Source organism: Bacteroides sp. An322 (assembly GCF_002161765.1).
Lineage (GTDB): Bacteria > Bacteroidota > Bacteroidia > Bacteroidales > Bacteroidaceae > Phocaeicola > Phocaeicola merdavium.
The window spans coordinates 1-21971 of sequence record NZ_NFIN01000030.1; the positions used below are offsets into that span (position 1 = coordinate 1).

Sequence of the window (21971 nt, forward strand, 5' to 3'; positions counted from 1 at the left end):
GAAGGGTGGACTGCATCGTAGAGACACCGGACTATATCTATATCTTCGAGTTCAAGTTAGACGGTACGGCAGACGAAGCCCTCCGACAAATTGAAGAAAAAGGATATGCGAGACCCTACGAGTCTGATGGACGAACCTTATACAAAATAGGGGTCAGCTTTTCTTCGCAGACGGGAACTATTGACGGTTGGAAGATGCAAGGCTAATCTTCCAACCGGAGTTATATGCAACGGGCTACACATCTATATTCCCGACACGATGCAACCATATAGATAAAGAGATCCGTAACCCCTAAACCAGCTTAAAAAAGCACTGCATCGGAGCATTTGGATTTTCCGAAAATTATCCGTATATTTGCATCAAGCAGAAAACGATTATGAGCGACGATATTTTAGATAACAACGAAACAACGGATATACCTGAAAAAGAAGCGGAGACAAACTACAAACCGGCATCGCCCACGGACAAGGCGGTGAAGTACCAGCTGAGCGGAATGTACCAGAACTGGTTTCTCGACTATGCCTCGTACGTCATTTTAGAGCGTGCCGTACCCCACATCAACGACGGGCTGAAACCCGTGCAACGGCGTATCTTGCACGCCATGAAGCGGCTGGACGACGGACGCTACAACAAGGTGGCGAACATTGTAGGACATACCATGCAGTTCCACCCGCACGGCGATGCATCTATCGGCGATGCGTTAGTGCAATTAGGACAGAAAGACTTGCTTATCGATTGTCAAGGGAACTGGGGAAATATCCTGACGGGCGACGATGCCGCCGCACCCCGATACATCGAGGCAAGGCTCTCGAAATTCGCACTCGACGTGGTGTTTAATCCCAAAACCACCGAATGGCAAGCCTCTTACGACGGACGCAACCGCGAACCCGTCACCCTGCCCGTGAAATTCCCTTTGCTTTTAGCACAGGGCGTGGAAGGCATTGCCGTGGGGCTTTCGTCGAAAATCCTGCCCCACAACTTCAACGAGCTATGCGATGCAGCCATCGCTTGCCTGAAAGGTGAAGAATTTCATCTCTACCCCGACTTCCAGACCGGAGGGGCAGTCGACGTATCGCGCTACAATGATGGAGAGCGCGGAGGCGTGGTGCGCGTGCGTGCGAAAATATCGAAGCTCGACAACAAGACACTCTGCATCAGCGAAATCCCTTACGGAAAGACCACCTCATCGCTCATCGACTCCATCCTGAAAGCCGTGGAGAAAGGAAAGATTAAGGTGCGCAAGGTGGACGACAATACCGCCGACAAGGTGGAAATATTGGTGCACTTAGCATCTGGAGCCTCATCGGACAAGACCCTCGATGCCCTCTATGCCTTTACGGATTGCGAAGTGAATATTTCGCCTAACTGCTGTGTCATCGAGGACAAGAAACCGCATTTCCTCTCCGTAGGCACGGTGCTCCGCAAGTCGGTGGAACATACCCTCGGACTCTTGCGCCGCGAACTGGAAATCCAGCGCGACGAGACACTCGAAACCCTGCACTTCGCCTCACTGGAACGCATCTTCATTGAAGAACGCATCTACAAAGACCGCGAGTTCGAGCAAGCCGAAAACATGGATGCCGCCTGCGCCCACATTGATGAGCGGCTCACCCCGTTCTATCCCAAAATGGTGCGCGAAGTGACCAAGGAAGACATCCTCAAGCTGATGGAAATCAAGATGGCACGCATCCTGAAATTCAATAAGGACAAGGCGGACGAGAATATCGCGCGCCTGAAAGCCGACATCGAAGAAACCGAAAACCACTTGGCGCATATCACCGATTATACCATCGACTGGTTCCGCCGCCTAAAGGAAAAATACGGAGCCAGCTTCCCCCGCCGCACCGAGATACGCAACTTCGACACCATCGTAGCCACCAAAGTGGCGGAAGCCAACGAAAAGCTCTACATCAACCGCGAGGAAGGCTTCATCGGCACGGGTCTGAAGAAAGACGAGTTCGTATGCAACTGCTCGGACATCGATGATGTAATCGTCTTCTACTGCGACGGGAAATACAAAATCGTGCGGGTGCAAGACAAGCTCTTCGTAGGAAAGAACATCCTCTATGTCAACGTGTTCAAGAAGAACGACAAACGGACGATATACAATGTCATCTACCGCGACGGGAAAGACGGATACCACTACATCAAGCGTTTCAACGTGACTTCGATGATACGCGACCGCGAATACGATGTGACGCAAGGCACGCCCGGCTCACGCATCGTATATTTCACCGCCAACCCCAACGGCGAAGCGGAAACCGTAAAAGTAACCCTGCGCCCCAACCCGCGCATCAAGAAGTTAGTGTTCGAACGCGACTTCAGCGGCATCAGCATCAAGGGACGCCAATCGATGGGCAACCTGCTCACCAAGTACGAGGTACACAAGATAGGGCTGAAGCAACGCGGAGGCTCCACCTTGGGCGGACGCAAAGTGTGGTTCGACCATGACGTGCTGCGCCTGAACTACGACGGGCAGGGCGAATACTTGGGCGAGTTCCAAAGTGAAGACCGCATCCTTATTGTACATACGGACGGCGACTTCTACACTTCCGACTTCGACCTGAACAACCATTACGACCCCGACATCCGCTTCATCGGCAAGTTCGACCCTGAACAGGTATGGACCGCCGTGCTTTACGATGCCGACCAGCAGAACTACCCGTACCTGAAACGCTTCTGCTTCGAGACCACTTCCAAACGCCAGAACTACCTGGGCGAGAATAAGGCGAGCCGCCCCGTGCTGCTCACCGCAGAAACGTATCCGCGCATCCAAGTAGTTTTCGGCGGACACGATGCCTTCCGCGAAGCCCTCATCATAGAAGCGTCCGACTTCGTAGGCGTAAAGAGTTATAAGGCGAAAGGGAAACGACTCACCACCTACACCGTGGCGGAAATCAACGAACTGGAGCCTACCCGTATGCCCGAGCCCGAAGAAACGCCCGACACGGAAGAATCCAGAACGCCCGAAGACGAGAACGGACAAATGAACTTATTCGATTCTGAAGAACAATGAAAACATTGATTTATATCGAACACAGAGACACAAAGACACAGAGAATAAACAATAAAACCTTTGTGCCTCTGTGCCTCTGTGTTCTTATCCTGATAACCTTAGCCTGCTCTCCGGTCTGCATCCAAGCGCAAGACTCCTTGCGGACAACCCGTTACGTGATGCGCTCGGCAATGATAGGGGCAGGACACAATAACACGTTCGAGACCTATCTTTCGCCCTTGGAATACCAAGGTCCTGAAGTGCGCTTCGCTTACGAGACAATGCGGATGACCCGCCTGATGGACGGGAACGTCTCGGCACAGAACCTGCTCCAGCTACACGCCTCGTACACCGAAAATATCTCGCAAACCAACCATACCTACGGCGGACTGGTGAACTGGAGCTATGCCCTGCATTACCAGTTCCGTCCCGCCGAAGGGCTGAAAATCCTCTTCGGTCCGATGCTCGACCTGAATGTAGGCGTGGTGTACAATCGGCGCAACTCGAACAATCCAGCCCAAGCGAAAGCCTACGGAGGACTGGGAGCATCGGGAATGCTCATCTGGAAATTCCGCATCAAGAACTACCCGATGACCCTGCGCTATCAAGCAAACTTGCCCCTGCTGGGCGCAATGTTCTCGCCCGAGTTCGGCGAATCATATTACGAAATATTCTCCTTGGGCAACGGAGGACGGAACGTGGCATTCACCTCTCTGCACAACAATCCTTCGCTCCGCCAACTGCTCACCCTCGACTTCCCCATTCGGAACACAGTGATGCGCATAGGCTACATCTGCGACCTCCAGCAAGCCAAGGTGAACCACCTGAAAAGCCATACCTATTCGCACGACTTCATGATAGGCATCGTGCGGCATCTCTACCTGATACACGGAAAGAGCCGTGCCGGTATGCCACATAAAAACACCCCATTCTGATGCATATATGTGTAATTATATATTAAAACGCAGATTTCCGCAGATTAGCGCAGATTATCCATTCAGTGCAGATAAATATTTAAATCATTATCTGCGAAAATCTGCGTTAATCTGCGTTTAACTCCAAATAAACAGCTTATGAAACAACATTCATTCTTCATTAAAATAATAACCATCTGCTTCGCAAGTCTCCTCTTCGGCTCGTGCATCCGTGAAGACATAGCGGGCAATTCGCCCGAAGCCAACTTCGAATCATTATGGAAAATCATAGACGAGCAATATTGCTTCCTCGACTATAAACACGAGGGATACGGGCTGGATTGGGACGAAGTACATACCCGTTATGCCCAACGCATCACGCCCGACATGACTTGGGAGAACCTCTACGAAGTGCTCTCGGATATGGTGAACGAACTAAGGGACGGACATGTGAACCTCTCCAGTTCCATCGGCACCTCACAATACCGTGCATGGTTCGACGCCTTCCCCCATAATTTCAGCGACAGCATCCAAAGCATCTACTTAGGGAAAGACTATGTGAACTCATCGGGACTGACCTACTCCATCTTAGAAAACAACATCGGATACATCTATTGCGGGAGCTTCTCAAGCGGTATCGGAGACGGAAACTTAGACCAAACCCTGAACGCCCTTGCCGTATGCGACGGTCTGATTATCGATGTGCGGGATAATGGGGGAGGAAACCTCACCACTGCCCAAAAGCTAGCGTCACGCTTTACCAACGAACGTGTATTGGTGGGCTATATGTATCACAAGACCGGACCGGAGCACAACGATTTCTCCGAACCCAAACCCGTGTACATCGACCCTTCGAACGGCATCCGCTGGCAAAAGAAAGCCGTGGTGCTCACCAACCGCCGCTCGTATAGCGCCACAAACGACTTTGTGAACAGCATGAACCAATTTCCGAACGTAACCCTCGTGGGCGACAAGACGGGAGGAGGCTCAGGCCTTCCGTTCTCGTCCGAAATCCCCTGCGGCTGGTCTATCCGCTTCTCCGCCAGCCCGATGCTCGACCCCGCAATGAACCAGTTGGAATTCGGCATAGACCCAGACATCAAGGTGGATATGACCAGCGAAGACATCGCACGCGGAAAAGACACGATGATAGAAACAGCATGCAAGGTGTTGAAGAATTTGGATTAATATTTTGCAATCTCGAAAATAAGCCTTATCTTTGCACCCGCAATCCACAAAACATGGATAAGCGCCTGTGGCGTAATTGGTAGCCGCGCCAGACTTAGGATCTGGTGTCGTGAGACGTGTAGGTTCGAGTCCTATCAGGCGCACAATTTTACTTTTGAGGATTTCCCTTCGGGAAAATCCTCTTTTTTATTCTCATAACTTCTTGAAATTCTTGCAATTACAGAAAGAGCTTCATTTTCATCAAAGGTTCGATAATTATCTATTTCCTTATCCCATAAAATTCCATTAGGAAAGAGCAGGTTCTGTAACTTCTGCTCTATCTCTAATGAAGAATTTTTCCATAAAGAATCTAATTTACAGCATATTAAAAAAACTTCGTCCACTTCTTCTTTATGGTTCGATAACTCTTTTTGGCACTGTGCTAATTCCAACTCTATATTATCCAACTTTTCTTGATACTCTTCATTAGTTATCCGATATACATCCTCATCAATATCTCCTGTTCCAAATCTTATTTTACAGGCTTTCAGCTTATTTAAATATTCGGTTTTCTGCTTTTTTAGAAGCCTTTCATTTTTCCGTTGTTCTTCATTGTCTGAAAGCATCATTGTTGATATTATATCATGCAATATGGGTTTTAAAACCTTGGGAATATTGTAAGTACGCAAAAGTTCCTCATACTTATAATGTAGCTTCTTTGCCGATACATTGGTTTTACAGCCGTTCAAGTTACATTTGTAGTAGTCAATGTTCTTTCTCTTTACAGTGTACGCCGTAAATGGTGTATGGTCTTTACTGCACAGCACATGCCGTTTCAAAGGAAAACGGGGTGTTTCCTTCTGATGTTTATACACCCCCGTTTTACCGCTCAATATATCTTGTACTCGCAAAAAATCAGAATAACTCACTATGCAAGGTTGATTGCCATCTACTAATTTACCCTCCAACATTTTATGACGGATTTTACCTGCATAAAATGGATTGGTCAGAATGTGATGTAGCTTTTGTTTACTCATCTCCAACCCGTAAGCAGCAAGTTTATTTATTATCTGATGATTTGCAAGCCCTTGTAATTTCCACCTAAAAGCCTTTGCTATCAATTTCCCTTTATCGTTGATTGTAAAGGTAGTTCCCAAGGATTTACCATGTTTATCATACCCCAGTGGCTTGGCTGCTCCACAGTATACACCGCTTTCAAGGCAATGTTTACGACCTGATATAAATTTATCGGTACGGTTGCCATTATCCCATTCAGCTAAGGTTAACTTGAACTTAATCATCATTATCCCCTCTCGTGTAGAAGTATCTATGCTAGTAGCAGCCTCAACTATAACTACATTTTGTTTCAGCAGTTCATCTATAATTGTTGAGGCCTGTCCTACATTTCTACTAAATCGGTCTACAACAGATACAATAATATGACTAATTGTTTTGTCCTTCTTAATTGCATGATACATTTCTTTTAACAAAGGACCAGGAGTTTTGGCGGACTCGTGTGTTCCGCCAAAATATCCTTTTATATTATATCCGTTTTGTTTGGCAAAAGCCTCACATTTACATCTTTGGTCATCCAATGACCCGCCGTTATCCTCTTGACGCTTGGTTGATACCCTCGTCCAAATTACACAATTTTTCATAATATTCAATTTTATGTTCGTTAACAAAATTAATACCTATCTCAGCTAATGACGACAAATAGTCGAGCAAAACATTAGCTTCTTTTTCTGAAATTTCTAAATCGTTGAAATATTTCTCATAACATTTGTAATTCACGATTTATCAAATATTTACGCTGTGCCACTGCACTTAGTTTTGGTATTTAGTATGACCACCCAATAACAATAAACCACTTTGTGTCAAATACCAGATTGTTACCTTTCAGTTTACAATAAACTTACTTTCTCAAAGGGTGTCTATATTTTATCTTGTTATCTAAATCTTGTTTTCTGTTTTTTCATAATGTCAAAGAACGTCTGATTCAAACATACCAAAAAGAAAATTAAAAACCAAATTAGATGAGGCTCTTGCACTTTCGGATAGTATTGATAGACGCTCCCGTAATCTTAGATATATTACGTAATGAATAACCCTTTTTAAGAAGTTTAATTTCTTCTGTATATTGTTCTCGCATACTCTCTTCTGTCTTCTTATATCCTATCTTTCGGCCTACCTTACCGCCATTTGCCCGATAATTTTTATACCCGCTCTCTACCCTTTCACGAATAGTCTTTCTTTCCATTCTTGCAACCTCTGCTAGAATAGTTATTAGAAATTGGCTCATTGCATTAACTTTACCGTCTGCCGTTAAAGTCTCAATATTGTAATTTTGAATATATAATGAAATTCCTTTTCTATTCAGCATTTCGATAACTTCCAATACTTGGAGGGTATCACGTCCAAGTCGAGAAAGTTCTGTCACTAATACCTTATTTATATGATTAACCTCAACAAAGTTTATCATATTCAAAAGTTCAGTACGTTCTGTATTCGCCTTTGCTCCCGATATTTTTTCGGTGAAAACAGCCTCAACACTCCAGCCATTTGATTTTGCTAGAACCGTTAACTCATTTACTTGTCTATCGTACTCCTGGACATTTGTCGAAACCCTCGCAAAAATTACTGTTTTCATCATAATTGTTTTAAATATCAATTTATTATATTGCAAATATACATATAATATAATTGACCAGCAAACTTAGTTTGATTAAAAAATCAATTAATATTATCCATTTTGATATTTAAAACAAATAGACTAACTTTGACACAATTAAAAGATGTATATGGAAAGAATCTTAGCCGAAAATGTAAAACGACTTTGTAAAGAGCAAGGAAAACAATTGAAAGACCTTGCAGCAAGCATGGAGATTGACCCTGCAAGCCTTAATAGAGCGATGTACGGAAATGCCCGTCTTGACACCATTGAGAAAATAGCGAACGCTTTAGGAGTATCTATTAAAAGCCTGTTTGAACAAGTAGATGATGAAAAGGTAGAAGGTTATATTAAAATTAAAGGAAAAATTTATCAATTTAGCAGTAAAGATGAAATTTTAAATTTATTAAAACATGATAAATAAGTTTATGGAATGGTTATCCAATGATATTGGGCTACCGTGGTTTATTGTGATAATCATAATTATAGTTATTTTTATATTAAGCATTGTACTATTTCAAAATATATACGATAAGCTTAATGACTATATGACAAATAGTAGATTTAAAAAACAATGGGAAACTTTTAATGCAATTGCCATGCTTGTTATTTGTATATCATTACTCACAATTATAATTGTAAGTAATATAAAATCTTGCATGAGAAACGTTGATTCTGATAAATATGAAGAACCATATATTAGAGGACATGGTCATTAAAATTTTTTAGATTAGAATAATACAAAAAACGTATCAATATCGTCTTTTTAATAGATTATATTGATACGTTTTAATTTTGATACAGAACTATAGGAATCAATGACTTATATGAGAACCACATATATTGAGAAAGGGGGTTGTTATAACCCTACGAGACACGACCCAACAAGTGTTCCCATCTTATATCCTGCCTACCATCTTTAAAACGAATGACACTATTCAAATGGTAGAAGAACATTTCCTCCAGCAAAGCCTCATCAATCATATAGTAGTTAAAGAACAAGCCACGGCTATCTAAGTACTCTTTTATTTCTGCATTGTTCAAGTGTACCTCAGTCCTATACAATCTTTCAAGAGGCTCTTTATAGTAGTCTAAAATATAGTTCTTCCCAGAACTATTCCGTATCTCCGCCAACTTATCATAAGTAGTCAGAGTGACACCACGAGTCTTATCTTTCATGGCATTACGCTGCTTGACATTTACCGTCAAATACTTGTCTTTGTCAAGACTACCACTGAACGTATAAGTGATTTCGGGACGGTCTGCGTTACGGTCTTTGACTTTTGTACCATTCAAAATAGTTGTAATGAACTTGTTCCTTATGTGCTGCCGTAATAGCCTACTGACATTAAAAGAAGTGTCAAGGCACAAATCCAATGTCGTAATGTTGTGCGGTTCCAGTCCCAGCTTAGTGGCGATGAAACCTAAATAGTTCTGGTCATTAGTATATAGGCTTTTATTGTTGAGGCTTATCCAAACCTTTGGACTGCCGTTATCGTGTAAGTTGTTCGGATTAGCCATTTTCCCAATATTAAACTTTAACTGCCCGAACTCAACTTGATTATCTCCGTCCATATATATAATAGTATAGACATTATTGTAATAACGTCCTTCGCCCCGTACTAACTGAAACTCGTATAAGTCATAAATCTCGCCATATTCAAGTTCGCTTATACGGTCATAGTGATAACGGTTTCCCACCTCGAAGCAAACCGTCAAAGCATCTATCATAACTTTCCGTTTACATACACGTTTCATCCTTAAATTGTTTTTCACTCTCGTTATTTTCGTTTGGTTTGTTGGGGATTGTCGCCCAATAAGCCTTCATGCCATCACTGATAGCCTGTTTATGGCTGTCTGTTAGACTTCGCCCTTTTAATCTGTTACTGATACGTAATTTGCTCGTATCATCCATTTGTCTATATATTCTCATGTTATAAAGTGTTTATATATAAATATCAAGTAAAGTAGAAAAAGTAGGTATAGTAGAAAATTATTTTTTCAGATAACAGCAAGAAAAATAAATAAAAAACAGATTTTATACACAACCTACTAAAAAAGTACCTATGTTCATAGAGGATACACACGTCAAAACTCCATTTAAGTACATTGTAAGCCAATTATTAAAGAATGGTCTTTTACTAACCGTGTCAAAACTTCATTAAATCATATCCTTCATCATGCAAATAATGACAAAAATCAATTATTTTGAAGAAATCTTCTTTGAAGGTTCGATAATCTTTCATATATTCGCACAAACATCAAGGCAAAAACGTACAAAAGTCAGTCAAAACCATTGTTTTGACTGGCTTTCTTTGTTATCTGTTGCAATAAGTAAAAAATATCCACATTTAAAAGATGTCTATTTCGGTGACACGTCCCTCTTTTAGACCGGATTTTCATCCCTTATATCCAGGTCGTTTTCCACGCCTTTTACGCCTTCCTTGAAACTGCGCACCCCTTTGCCCAAGCCTTTCATCAGTTCGGGTATCTTCTTTCCGCCGAAAAACAGCAAAACTATCAGTACGATAAAAATTATCTCTTGCGTTCCTATTCCAAACATCATTTTCCAGTATTAAAAAGTTAAACGATTGTATTACAAACTTTTGCCCAATTCGTATACCTGGCGGCTATACTTTGTATTTTGCACAGCCCCGGCAGGCCACATTCCGGGAGCTATGACCATACCACGGTCTTTCCAACCGAGATAATTCAGCAAAGTTTTGTAGTGCGAAATCATCGGCTCCGCTTCTTTAGGGTCTGTATTAGCATACGCCATAAGAAAGGCAGATTGCTTGGATGCACCCTTGATGCGTCCGTTGACGGCATAGAAGCGGTCAATCACGGCTTTCAACTGTGAAGAGAACCCGAAGTAATACATAGGAGTGACAAACACCACCATGTCCGCTTCCAGCAAATATGGACGCAATTCCGAAATTAGTCTCTATTCCAACTTGTTGTAATATTCATCGGTCACAGGCTCCAGCCATTCATTGGATGTGTTTTCTCCGGGCACCTCAAAGGCGAGATGCGCAAACCAACTGTCCGCCGCCGCTCCATGCCAATGCTTCACATTCGCCGGGATATGAACGACATCGCCCGGAAGCATCTGCACGGCAGGCTTTCCCCATTCCTGATACCAGCCCTTTCCGGCTACGCAGACCAGCATCTGTCCGCCTCCTTTGGTCGCATGATGAATGTGCCAGTTGTTGCGGCAACGCGGCTCGAAAGTGACATTGTTGAACGGTATCTGCTCCTTGGATATGGGAGCCAGATAGCTGTTGCCGATGAAATACTTGGCGTAAGCGGTATTCGGTTCGCCGATGGGGAATATCATTTCCCGTTGGAAAGCAGCCTTTCCGTCCGCTCCCGCCGTCTGTGTAATCTTTTCTTGTGCCATAATTCCTTGAATATTAGTTATTGTTACTACGAATAATAAATACAGTATCTTTTTCATATTCTTTAATTTATTGATTATACCCACTCCTGTGTTGCAAAGATACAGCGGCACGAGACAAAGCAAGATACACATATCCCCGATGTTTGTACCTATTTTACTGAAAAATCAATCCAACCCTTTTTCCCGCAACCAATCATACATCAGTTCCGCCACCTCCGCATTGTTCAAGTCCGACATCGGGAAGTGCGTGTTGCCCGCTACCCAAAGTCCTTTGCTTGCGCACTGCCGCCATGCCCGCCGGGATGTCTTTGACTGATGATTTACCACTGACGGCTCTCTCTGCCGCCTGCACTTTCTCCAACGCCGGGGACACGCAGATTGCCGCTCCGGTCAGTGCCGCCGCTTTCAGGAAACCACGGCGGGACATTTCTATTCGGTTGTCACTTTCTTTCTTCATGATGTGATACCTTTAATTCTCTGCCGCAAAGTTACCGGGCATTCTCTTTGGCAACCGTACCTGAACCACTGATAGAACAACCAATTTCGTAGGTGCATGGGGATAATCCTTGCCCCGCTCCCCGATTTTCCTTATCTTCGCAAACCTAAAAAGCTATATATGAAAGACAAGAAATATCTGTTATTCGATTTGGACGGCACGCTGACCGACCCATTCACCGGCATCACCCGCTCAGTGCAACACGCTTTGAAGCATTACGGTATTATCGAGAATGACCTCAACCTGTTGACCCCCTTTATCGGGCCTCCGTTAATCGACTCTTTTAGGGAAAGGTATCATTTCTCCGAAGAGCAGGCGAAAGAAGCCGTCTGCTATTACCGTGAATATTTCGTGGAAAAAGGTTGGTGTGAAAACAAGGTTTATCCGGGCATTCCAGAACTTCTGAAACACTTGCAGGAGGCTGGACGCAAGTTATATGTCGCAACTTCCAAGCCTACTCCATTTGCCGAGAAGATATTGAGCCACTTCAACCTTTCCCGCTATTTTGAGCGAATCGAGGGCTCTTCTCTTGACCACACGAAGATGCGGAAAGCAGAAGTAATGCAATCTCTTCTCGCTCAGGCAGGCATTACCGAAAAAGGGGAAGCCATAATGGTGGGCGACCGTAAGTATGATGTCATTGGAGCGCACGAAGTAAGCGTGGAATGCGTAGGTGTGCTGTATGGCTATGGTTCACGGGAGGAACTGATTTCTGCCGGAGCGGACTATGTCGTTCCATCCGTTGAAGCACTGTCTGCACTTTTCCGTTGAGGTGCATATTTAGTCGCCACCTCCAATCCGCCAGGAAAAGCACTGTTGATTCAGTCGGCAGCACAAATCCTGCAGGAGAAGCACTGTCGACTGAGTCAACAACACAAATCGGCGCGGAGAAGCACTGCTGATTCAGTCGACAGCACAAATCCTACAGGAAAAGCATCGTCGACTCAGTCGGCAGCCTCAATCCGTCAGGATAACCGCTTTCCCCAGCGGGGACAGCTGAAATCGAGACGGATTGCCACTTTCCCCGCTGCGGAACAACGCCAAGAATCCGCCTTGAAGCACATCCAGCAAAAGACTTTGGAAATGGCGAAAGAACATGTGTTCAACACGCGGAAGTCCGTCAGCGAGATTGCTACGAACTGGGCTTCCAATATCCGCAGCATTTCAGCAGGTGGTTCAAGAAGCAGGTGGGGTGCACGCCGAATGAGTATCGGGCACAGATAATATCGTGACTATTCGCTGCTATATATCCTTATGGATGTTTGTAAATAGCGGGAACTTTGCGGTATCAAATTACAAAGAGGTTTCCGTATTCAGTGCGAGTGATATCATCATGGGTCTCTAAATACGATTACCGATATTATCAATACCTTATATATTCATTATCCGACTTATATACCTGCTCCTCAAAACTCTTGTTCGGAGATGTTCCATGCTTATTAACTCCATCTATACCTTTGGAGTAAAAACACTCACTATCATGCAAAAAAGGTATCCAATGACCTAAAATCAATAAAAAAATATCCGTTTCAGGTCTATCCAAATCATGGAGACGTTTTATATATTGGGCACAGAATATCCAAAGCAAAAGCCCGTTAGTCAAATTGCCAATGACGGTAGGCTGAACAGTTGGATCGATGCCAATCTCAAATGGCTAAAGGACACCTTCGGTGAAGAGAACCTTGTATCGTGCGTGCTGCACATGGACGAGAAGACTCCCCACCTGCACGCCACAGTCGTGCCCATTGTAACCGGGGAGCGTATCCGCAGGAAACGGGAAGGCGAAAAGAAATATGAGACAAAGTCCGGCTCCCGGCTCTCGGCGGACGATGTGATGCGGCGCACACGGCTGCACGAATACCAGAACAGCTACGCTGCGGCCATGAAACCGTTCGGGTTGCAGCGTGGGATTGTCGGCTCCACCGCCAAGCATCAGGCGAACTCGGAATACTACAGGCAGCAGGTAATCCAATATGAAGAGGACATAGCCAAGTTACAGGCCGATGTGGAGAAGGCACAGGAGGGCAGGAACACCATCCTCGCATGGTTCGGCAAGGGAGACCTTGCCAAGGCAAAAAAGGAACTGGCTGACAAGGACAGGCTGATTGCCGAACTCAATAAACAGATTGAGGAACTTCAGGCAGAAAAGGAACGGTTGCAGGAGCGGCATAAGTCGGAAATCGAGAAGCTGCGGAACGGCTATCAAGCGGAGATAGACGTAGCCATCCGCAGGGCGGAAACCGCCGAACAACAGTCAGAAGAGAAAGATGCCGTCATAGACAGGCAGCGGAAGCAGATAAACCTGCTCGACCGTAAGGCAAACCCTCAGCGTTATAGCCTCTCATCCGGTGCCGAGCTTGTCCGAATCAACGTGTCTAACTACCGGAATCCGTCGCTCCATATCTGGACACGGGTCGGAGAGGAACTCTACGAGGACACCAAATTCCAAATAGACTATGATGTGGCCCAAAAGCATTTCAACGGCCTGATCACGGACGAGGAGTTTGTCAATGCCGTGTTCGAACCACAGGAACAGGTAAACGAGATACAAACACAGTTGCTTGGGACGACATTCATGCTTGTTTCCGGTGGTCCAGCACAGACTCATGTCGGCACCGACTCCGGTGGATTATCCTCTGATCTGCCTTGGGGCGAACAGAAAAACAGGAAAGGCAACAGAAAACGATAATCAATATATTATTAGTTATCGAAAAAATAGACCAGTGTATAATATTATTTTTAAACACTGATCTATTTTGTTTATAATAAAAACAAGTCTTAAATAACACAAATTACCCTTTGGTCATATCTCTATAATCATCCATCATTTGTTGATAATTAACTTCCTGTTCTTCTGCCTTATACATATTTTTAGCCCAATCTGCTACTTTAGGATTCTCATGTCGCAAAAGAGGCTTAAACATATTCTGCCTATCCATATAATACCCTTTCATGCTTCCTACACCTGTATAACTATATGTACCAAAATTGGAACTCAAAGATTGTAGGACTTTTTCATTGTCTCCATAATTGTTTACTAACCAGATGAAGAAATCACTAAGTTCCATTTGTTCTCCATTCTTTTTAAAATTGCATACAGGACACATGTCTGCAAACCGTTCAGGCAATATATTGGGAAACTCTTTACACGCATTTTTTAGTCTGTCATTATCACATTGAAATAAGGGACCGGCTCCGTATCCAAAACCAGAGCCAAGTTCATAACGCATATTAAAATAAAACATACTTTGCTCGAATGGCAATATTAATGCCTTCATTATATCGTCTAAAATAATATCTTGGTATTTGGGAAGTAAATGAAAATACAAATCCTTAAAAGGATTATTTGGCCTATATGGTATGCAATATTTAATAATCAATGCATTAACATCTTTTGCAAAATTTGGCTCATTAAATGTCTTTAAGATATACTCCATCTTATCTACTGCCTCTTTAACTAAATAAAATTTATCATTTTCGAAATCAAATTCTAAAAGGCACTTTTCTATTGTTGGAAGATAAGGAATCAGTTCTTCTCTCATAGTCCACAAATGCTGAAATAGATGCGGGTAAGTTACTTCCATTTTATCAATATCAGCATTACTGAATAGAAGATTACTAACTCTAAATACATCATCAATATTATTATATGAAACATATCTTAAATAATTATTTAAGTAGGTTGATGGTATTTTGCCGTTATGTACCATTGTAAAAAGTTTATTTAATTGGTTGTAGTTTTTGTCTTCAATCATACCTAAGACACAACAAGCCATAGCATTAATACCATCGTTTAATAGTCTTTCTGCAATCGAAGCCAAATAAGATTTGTTTGGATCATGGCTCATGTAGCACTCAATAAAACTACTCCTATAATCTCTATCTTTTGATCTTATGTGTCGCATAAATGCTTCATATACCTCATCTCTACAACCATTCTGATCCATGACTTCCATAGCTGCAAAAATCATCCAAACGCTTTGAAAATGTTCTTGATCTGCTATTTCTTCAAATTCTTTACTATTGTATATTTTATCATTGATAAATTCTTCTCCATATGGATGCATTTCAGATTTATAAACTTCAAAAATTTGATCACTTCCAAATTCTCTTCGGTCTATATTTTCCATTGCCGCTAAAACTCTTTTGATAAATGTTTTAGGTGCAAACACTTTATCAATAAGCAAATCCATGTGTTGTCTGTTCCTTTCATATACTTTAGGATTATGTTTCTTTGCCCAACTTAAGGAACGTCTCATTTCGTCCCAATCATTATTGTATTTGGGAGCGAAATAATCAATCAAATCAAACAGTATGTTTTCACATCCGCTATGTATAAAATCATAGACATGATCTGGTATTTGTCTATATATGATTTTTGATGAAATTTCATCATTGCTTACTTTTATAAGTATGTCTTTGCAGAAATTCCAGTATTGTTTAAGTTCTGATATGCTAATTGATGTCTCTGGTTCTATATTATATTTCCTTTCTGTCCGAGTAAGCATATGATAATTAAAGCGAGTACTAAAAGCACTACTTATGGCTTTTGCCAACAAAGGATAATAATCAGTTCCTTTCTCAAACAAAAATTGCAAAACATTTCTTTTCTTATCTAAATTTGCTTGTGTCCCTGAGAGCAATATGCGGAATTTCTCTAAGAACACACCGGTAGCATTATTTGAAATTTGCTCATTTTCTGCAAGAGATAGTATTCCCAAAAGTTTGCAGGACTCCTCAAAAGCATCTTCAACTACACATGCTTCCTCCAATGCCCATACTATATTCCTTCGAATATCTCCAGATATGTTCTGCTGAAGATAATTGGGATGTTTCTCACTAAATAAGGAAAAAAGATTATGAGCTACAGCAACCTGACTCACAGTTGACATAGAGAAAATAAGTTGTGAGCCAGTTTTAGTAAGCACTATTTTCTCATCATGAAAAGGGATTTTATTCAGTTCATCAAAAAGTTGTTGGGCCTCTATAGAAGTAAGTGACATAAACCTATTTTTCATTTGGTCAGCAAGTCGTTCACCTAATTGACCAGCGGCTTCAATCTCTGCAATTATTTTCTTCCATGTCTCAAGAGGTGTCTTTTGAAGCCATTCTTCAGCCAACCATTCTGCAAGTGGTCTGGGACGTACATTTACACTATTTGCCCTCATGTCTAATAGTCTGCGTTGATTAAATTCATGAATGGTACAAGAAAAACAATCATCAACAACTGATTTATCTAAATGGATATGATTTATCTCAGAATGATTAATTATAAAATCATATTCATCTTTTTTATTCCCAGTAAATCCCAATGGATTAAATAATGCTATTGCATTAAGAACCGATCGCTTATGTGCATCCAATTGCCCACCAGGATCTAACAAATAATCCAACCATTGTTTTTTCTCTGGAAGAAGTTGAACTTGACCAATATTTTTGTATGACTTAATAAGTTCAATAGCCATTAATGAGATACCGTCACTATATTCTTTAATTTTATTTGTTACTTCTTCATTGAGAATTCTTTCTTTTTCTATTATTGCATCTACTACCTCTTGATTATCTTCAACATCAATAAAGAAAACATTAGTTCCCTTGCCTTCTTCATTTTTGGTGAGAACATTATAAAGGCTTATTATTTTGAATGGTTTTTGGAATCTGCTAATGAATTTTGTTATTCGATAATATTCATCAATAGGGCAATTATCTATAATGATTACACCTCTGTCAACATATGTTAGTATGTATTCCAAACCTCTATTTATGTTTTTATCTGGGTCTGTACAATAAAAAACATTTTGCGTTGTTCTAAAGGCCTCGCCTACAATCCTTGTTTTGCCGACACCTGAAATAGATAATATTCTAAGATTTTTGATATCTGGATTTCTAAGAAGGTCAATACACTCCTTATTCTTTTGAGATGGTATGAACTCTCCGCTCATAAAAGTTTCCTTGTCTTGTTCAATGGCTTTATCTATAGGACAAAAAGGAAATATATTTTCAAGCAATTTCTTTTTTTGTTCAATTTGTTCTTTTATCTCATCTGCTTTTGCCTTATTTGTAGCATTCTGCTTATTATATTGATGATGCCATATTCCTTGGTCTCCAAAATTTAGGTCCAAAGAAAATTCCATACCTTGTTTTTGCTGATATTTTCTAATATAGAATTCTTCTTTGGAAATAACATCAATTACTTGAAATGAATTCTTGTAATTTTCGTCTAACTTATGAATATTATCACATAATGTTCCCGCTGCAGTAATATTCATGCAATAATCGCCTGATGGTATTACTATAAAGTCATCATCTAAAGAATGCGTATGACCTGAGAGATTTAAGTCGTAACAATGTGCTATAGCCTCTTTCGCATGTTTACGTTCTGCCTCAGTTAAAAGATCATATCCGATATGAGATGCTACAATCTTTATATTACAATCAGAAAGAAACACTTGTGAATTTGTAATTTGATCAACTCCAAGAAATAATTTTTTGTCATCATCAAGACCACAAAACCAAACAGAATTAAGGCTTGTAATACCTATCTTACTTCCTCTAATATCAAATTTGAAGTTAGAGTCAAAATCTCCGTATTGATAATTTTTCTTTAGACATTCTGTATAATATAGCTTTTCAAAATCCTTAAATGCTTTTGTTCGAGTTCTTATAATATCATGATTTTTGGGGGAATTTTTTATAGAAATAATTTTTTCATGGTCATCATGTAAATTTTTCCCAAGAAATCCTATTTTCATATATTGTTTACCAATATCATTTTCGGTATCATGATTGCCTGGAATGAAGACAAATCTATCTTTCGAAAGCCTAAGTTTCTCTAAAATAGGAGTAATTACTACTTCTTCAAACTCTTTAAAAGCTGTATTGATATCTCCGAAACCAACTCCACCTTTGTCAATGAGATCTCCAGTAAAAATAACAAGATCTATACCATCGTCTTTCTGTATTTCATCCATACTTCGGTTGAGATACATTAATAAGGCATCCATTGCAGGGTTCTCTTTTACTAGATGCAAGTCCGACAAATGTAAGATACGTAACATCATATGCTTGTCTTATTTAGTGATATAAAAATGTTTCTATTCGTATTTCTTATAATTCTCCACCTGTTCCAAAACTTTCTGGAAGACTTCCTCGTCCCACTGGGGCGGGTAACCCTCTTTGTACAGAAGGAAAGTAAGCTGGCTGGCGAGTTTGCTTTTGAGGTTGTCGTTGTTCAACCAATCGGCATAAATGGCGGTGTCATCTATCAGTGCTTTGATTTTCTTGGCCAACTCAATACAACGATCATCTGCATACTCAAAGCCATGTTTGTCTCGTACTTCAACAAGGACATCAAAGAATGCCTTTTCCTCGAATGTGATGCCCAATACCTTGAACTTTTCACTATCTGTTTTAAGTTCTTTCAGGATATCCAGAAGTTTGTTAGAGAGGCCGTTGATTTTATATGAGACAATATCATAGACATCATTTACAACATTCTGTGTCACATCGTTGGTAAATGTCAGCTTATCTCGCGTATTATAAGCGTCGATTGTCTCTTCAAGCATTTTCTGGAAATGTTCGGCCTGTATCTTGTTCGTCCGACTATATGCTCTGATGGCTTTGGCTACGAGTTTGCAGAGAATCTGAAACTTGGTGAACGGCATCTTTATCTCTTCCACCTCTTTAGTGAATGAGTCGCTGAAAATGTTTTCTTCAGCACCTTCGTTCATAACCCTCTCCACACCACTGGCGAGGATAGCCTCTTGGACCATCTGTTCCACATGCCGGTTCATGCTTTCCGTATCATGCTCGGTAGCGGTCATTTTGTTGACGTATGAACAGATGCCCATGAAACATTGGCTCCATGCAATCTCCTCATCAGTCAGAATTCCGGCCGGATTGCAGATGCTGTATGCCGAGCGCAACCGTTTGACATGTTCTTTGAAAAGTTTGAGGAATGAGACCTCTCCTTTTCGCTCCACACTGTTGGCAAGGATATATTCGGCTGCTTCTTGAATGAACTGAAGACGTGCAAGGTCGTTATTTCCGAAAAAACGGTCAAACACCAGACCCGACAATCTCTCTTGCAGCAATTGCAACTCGTTTTTCAACACTTCATGAGCTGCTTCCAAATCTTCTTGTGGCCCGACATCTCCGCCGTATTTTTTCATAGCCTTCTTCATCTCCTCACGAATACCGATATAGTCGATGATAAAGCCAAATTCCTTGGTTCCATATCGGCGGTTCACTCGCGATATGGTCTGTATCAACGTGTGTTTCGACAGCGGTTTGTCGTTGTAAAGCATGGTCAGGCAAGGCACATCAAATCCTGTAATCCACATATCTACATTGATGGAGATATGGAAATTGGATTTCTCCGACTTGAACTCTGTATCGAGAAATTTGCGATATTCCTTGTCTCCAAGCAAGTTGTATAACTCCTTTTCATCGTCCTTGTCGCGGGTCATGACCATATTGACAAAAGCGATGTCATTGAGTTTGTCCTTTTCATCTGCTGTTAATACAAGTTCGTTCAAAGCCTTTTTCTTCTCGAACCAATCGGGTTGCAGCTCCCGCATGATTTTATACAACCGAAACGCAATTGTGCGGTCGGCGCAGGTAATCATTGCCTTTTGCAGACGGTCGGTTGTCTCTGTTCGGCGCTTATAGTCGTCGATAATATCCTTGGCCACCCGATGCAGCACATCTTCATCGCCGATTATCACCTCCATACTCGACATGGCGGCTTTACTCTTGGCAATATCTTCAGGAGTAGCACCTTCGTCTGCACAGAGTCGATAGTATTCCTCTACCTTGTCGGCCTGCTCCTTGTTCAGGAAAACACGTGCCAAGCGGGGATCATATTTGATGGGAACGGTGATGCCGTCATCTTCCGACTCCTTCATCGTGTATTGATCTACGACATCTCCAAATACATGTATGGTCTCGTCGATGGGTGTTCCGGTAAAGCCCACATATGTGGCGTTAGGCAAGGCATCACGCAGGTATTTGGCAAATCCGTATGTAATTTTTGCCCCTATTTTCCCGGTGTCGCCTTCTGTCTGTATCGACAGTTTCGACCCGAGGTTGTTTTGAGAACGGTGCGCCTCGTCGCTCAGACAAATCACATTGGAACGCTCCGTAAGCAATCCGGTGGACTCTGCGAATTTCTGAATAGTGGTAATATAGACCCCGCCGGTCTTGCGCATACTCATCTCTTCGGCAAGTTCTTTGCGGGTCTCAAATACCTTTACAGCCTCGTCTTCAAGGTAGCGTTTCGAGCGGCAGAACAGTTTTCCGCTTTGAGTCTCCAAATCTTCCCGATCAACGATAATAAGGATTGTTGGACTACCCAGTTGCTCACGGCAACGCAGTGCCAACTGGCGAGCAAGGAACAGCATGGTATAGGTCTTTCCACACCCGGTGGCGCCGAAATAGGTACCCCCCTTGCCATCGCCGCCAACGGAGCGCAAATGGGAGAGGATATGGTCCCGCAGTTTACGCGTAGCAAAGAATTGTGGATAGCGGCACACCACTTCGGTCGTGTCATCCTCTTTCGTCGGATCAGGGAAATAGACATAATCGCGCAGGATTTCCAAGATGCGTTCTGGCGAAAGCGCTCCGCGAACAAGGGTCCGAAGCGTATCAAGCCCCTTGCCGGCTTTGTCTTCATTGTCGATTTTCTTCCATTCGTAGAAAAATTCGAATGGGGTGTAGGTCGTACCCAATTCGTTCTTCGCTCCGTCGCTGATAACTGCCAGTGCACAATATTTCAGCAAGGCCGGTATATCCCGCATATAACGGGTACAAATCTGCGTATGCGCATCGCGGATGGTCGCGTTCTGCTTTGTCGGATTTTTGAGTTCGATGATGCAGACCGGTATGCCGTTGACAAAAAGCAGGATGTCGGGGCGGCGGTTCTCGCGTCCCTGTTCCATGACAAATTGGTTGACGCAGCGGAAAATATTATGGTCGGGATGCTCGAAGTCGATGTATTGCAGGCGGAACGGATTGTCCCTGCCATCGCTGTATGTAAAATCGTATCCGTCCCGATAGAGCAGGAAGGTGTTTTGCAGGGCATAATAATCGTTCTGACCGCCCGTGTTGCGCAGGTTGGCGATAATGCCATCCATTTCGGAGGCGGTTAGCTTTTTGTCCTTGTACTGAGCGGCAATAAATGTCCGCAGGTCTTCTTCAATAAGCGGGTCAGTATATTTCCGGTGAATGTCATCGCCGAATGTATATTGCCAATGCGACTCGCGGAGGAGTTCGATGGTCGCCTCTTCAAACTGACTCTCATAATATTTTCCTTTACCTGCCATAATAAT

General features: G+C 42.4%; 14 protein-coding genes, 1 tRNA gene and 3 pseudogenes. 9 read left to right on the top strand and 9 right to left on the bottom strand.

What is annotated here, in order from left to right:
• The 5 genes from B5F91_RS12910 to B5F91_RS12930 all read left to right on the top strand — a co-directional run.
• The coding region (locus B5F91_RS12910) for a PD-(D/E)XK nuclease domain-containing protein (RefSeq protein ID WP_204244696.1) at positions 1-206 on the top strand (206 nt) is incomplete at its 5' end.
• A 170-nt stretch (positions 207-376) separates the two neighbouring features.
• Positions 377-3016 carry a DNA gyrase/topoisomerase IV subunit A gene (locus B5F91_RS12915; RefSeq protein ID WP_087429482.1) on the top strand — a complete coding sequence of 880 codons (2640 nt, stop codon included), beginning with the start codon at positions 377-379 and terminating at the stop codon, positions 3014-3016.
• Positions 3017-3084: 68 nt separating this feature from the next.
• On the top strand, positions 3085-3930 hold the full coding sequence (locus tag B5F91_RS12920) for a DUF3316 domain-containing protein (RefSeq protein ID WP_087429499.1): 846 nt from the start codon (positions 3085-3087) through the stop codon (positions 3928-3930).
• A 138-nt stretch (positions 3931-4068) separates the two neighbouring features.
• On the top strand, positions 4069-5097 hold the full coding sequence (locus tag B5F91_RS12925) for a S41 family peptidase (RefSeq protein ID WP_087429483.1): 1029 nt from the start codon (positions 4069-4071) through the stop codon (positions 5095-5097).
• Between the two features lie 61 nt (positions 5098-5158).
• Positions 5159-5240: transfer RNA gene (locus B5F91_RS12930), tRNA-Leu, on the top strand.
• Here B5F91_RS12930 and B5F91_RS12935 read toward each other — a convergent pair.
• Both B5F91_RS12935 and B5F91_RS12940 read right to left on the bottom strand, forming a co-directional pair.
• Positions 5232-6734 (bottom strand): recombinase family protein, encoded by a 1503-nt coding sequence (locus tag B5F91_RS12935; protein ID WP_022052623.1) that lies wholly within the window; start codon positions 6732-6734, stop codon positions 5232-5234. The genes B5F91_RS12930 and B5F91_RS12935 overlap by 9 nt on opposite strands.
• 374 nt (positions 6735-7108) lie before the next feature.
• Positions 7109-7729, bottom strand: coding sequence for a recombinase family protein (locus tag B5F91_RS12940; RefSeq protein ID WP_022052622.1), 621 nt, complete (start codon positions 7727-7729; stop codon positions 7109-7111).
• Positions 7730-7877: 148 nt separating this feature from the next.
• On the opposite strand from B5F91_RS12940, the gene B5F91_RS12945 reads away from it, so the two are divergent.
• Entirely contained in the window at positions 7878-8171 is a 294-nt protein-coding gene (locus tag B5F91_RS12945; RefSeq protein ID WP_022052621.1) for a helix-turn-helix transcriptional regulator, read from the top strand.
• A 443-nt stretch (positions 8172-8614) separates the two neighbouring features.
• Here B5F91_RS12945 and B5F91_RS12955 read toward each other — a convergent pair whose 3' ends face one another.
• From B5F91_RS12955 to B5F91_RS12980, 5 genes and pseudogenes are all read right to left on the bottom strand, one after another.
• Positions 8615-9505 (bottom strand): hypothetical protein, encoded by an 891-nt coding sequence (locus B5F91_RS12955; RefSeq protein ID WP_144025127.1) that lies wholly within the window; start codon positions 9503-9505, stop codon positions 8615-8617.
• Positions 9506-10133: 628 nt separating this feature from the next.
• Positions 10134-10310: a twin-arginine translocase TatA/TatE family subunit gene (locus B5F91_RS12965; RefSeq protein ID WP_087429500.1), complete on the bottom strand. Its 177-nt coding sequence runs from the start codon at positions 10308-10310 to the stop codon at positions 10134-10136.
• Positions 10311-10343: 33 nt separating this feature from the next.
• Entirely contained in the window at positions 10344-10676 is a 333-nt protein-coding gene (locus B5F91_RS12970; RefSeq protein ID WP_239416440.1) for an NAD(P)H-dependent oxidoreductase, read from the bottom strand.
• 15 nt (positions 10677-10691) lie between these two features.
• Positions 10692-11156 (bottom strand): annotated as a pseudogene (locus B5F91_RS12975) (cupin domain-containing protein); the annotation flags it as partial.
• Positions 11157-11400: 244 nt separating this feature from the next.
• A pseudogene (locus B5F91_RS12980) lies at positions 11401-11604 on the bottom strand (twin-arginine translocation signal domain-containing protein); the annotation flags it as partial.
• Positions 11605-11763: 159 nt separating this feature from the next.
• Between B5F91_RS12980 and B5F91_RS12985 the strand changes: the two are divergent.
• From B5F91_RS12985 to mobV, 3 genes and pseudogenes are all read left to right on the top strand, one after another.
• Entirely contained in the window at positions 11764-12414 is a 651-nt protein-coding gene (locus B5F91_RS12985; protein WP_087429487.1) for an HAD family hydrolase, read from the top strand.
• 276 nt (positions 12415-12690) lie between these two features.
• A pseudogene (locus tag B5F91_RS12990) lies at positions 12691-12875 on the top strand (helix-turn-helix domain-containing protein); the annotation flags it as partial.
• Positions 12876-13180: 305 nt separating this feature from the next.
• On the top strand, positions 13181-14332 hold the full coding sequence (gene mobV, locus B5F91_RS12995) for a MobV family relaxase (RefSeq protein ID WP_343210850.1): 1152 nt from the start codon (positions 13181-13183) through the stop codon (positions 14330-14332).
• Positions 14333-14435: 103 nt separating this feature from the next.
• Here the strand turns inward: mobV and B5F91_RS13000 are convergent, their stop codons facing one another.
• Together B5F91_RS13000 and B5F91_RS13005 are read right to left on the bottom strand one after the other, a co-directional pair.
• Entirely contained in the window at positions 14436-18704 is a 4269-nt protein-coding gene (locus B5F91_RS13000) for a metallophosphoesterase (protein WP_087429489.1), read from the bottom strand.
• Positions 18705-18737: 33 nt separating this feature from the next.
• Complete coding sequence (locus B5F91_RS13005; RefSeq protein ID WP_087429490.1) at positions 18738-21965, bottom strand: HsdR family type I site-specific deoxyribonuclease; 3228 nt, start codon at positions 21963-21965, stop codon at positions 18738-18740.
• Between the last annotated feature and the right edge of the window lie 6 nt (positions 21966-21971).

Bases quoted from the DNA above. Each gene is read 5' to 3' on its own strand.
- B5F91_RS13000 (WP_087429489.1), bottom strand. From the start codon at position 18,704: ATGATGTTACGTATCTTACATTTGTCGGACTTGCATCTAGTAAAAGAG.
- B5F91_RS13005 (WP_087429490.1), bottom strand. From the start codon at position 21,965: ATGGCAGGTAAAGGAAAATATTATGAGAGTCAGTTTGAAGAGGCGACC.
- B5F91_RS12985 (WP_087429487.1), top strand. From the start codon at position 11,764: ATGAAAGACAAGAAATATCTGTTATTCGATTTGGACGGCACGCTGACC.
- B5F91_RS12955 (WP_144025127.1), bottom strand. From the start codon at position 9,505: ATGAAACGTGTATGTAAACGGAAAGTTATGATAGATGCTTTGACGGTT.
- B5F91_RS12945 (WP_022052621.1), top strand. From the start codon at position 7,878: ATGGAAAGAATCTTAGCCGAAAATGTAAAACGACTTTGTAAAGAGCAA.
- B5F91_RS12940 (WP_022052622.1), bottom strand. From the start codon at position 7,729: ATGATGAAAACAGTAATTTTTGCGAGGGTTTCGACAAATGTCCAGGAG.
- B5F91_RS12935 (WP_022052623.1), bottom strand. From the start codon at position 6,734: ATGAAAAATTGTGTAATTTGGACGAGGGTATCAACCAAGCGTCAAGAG.
- B5F91_RS12925 (WP_087429483.1), top strand. From the start codon at position 4,069: ATGAAACAACATTCATTCTTCATTAAAATAATAACCATCTGCTTCGCA.
- B5F91_RS12965 (WP_087429500.1), bottom strand. From the start codon at position 10,310: ATGTTTGGAATAGGAACGCAAGAGATAATTTTTATCGTACTGATAGTT.
- B5F91_RS12915 (WP_087429482.1), top strand. From the start codon at position 377: ATGAGCGACGATATTTTAGATAACAACGAAACAACGGATATACCTGAA.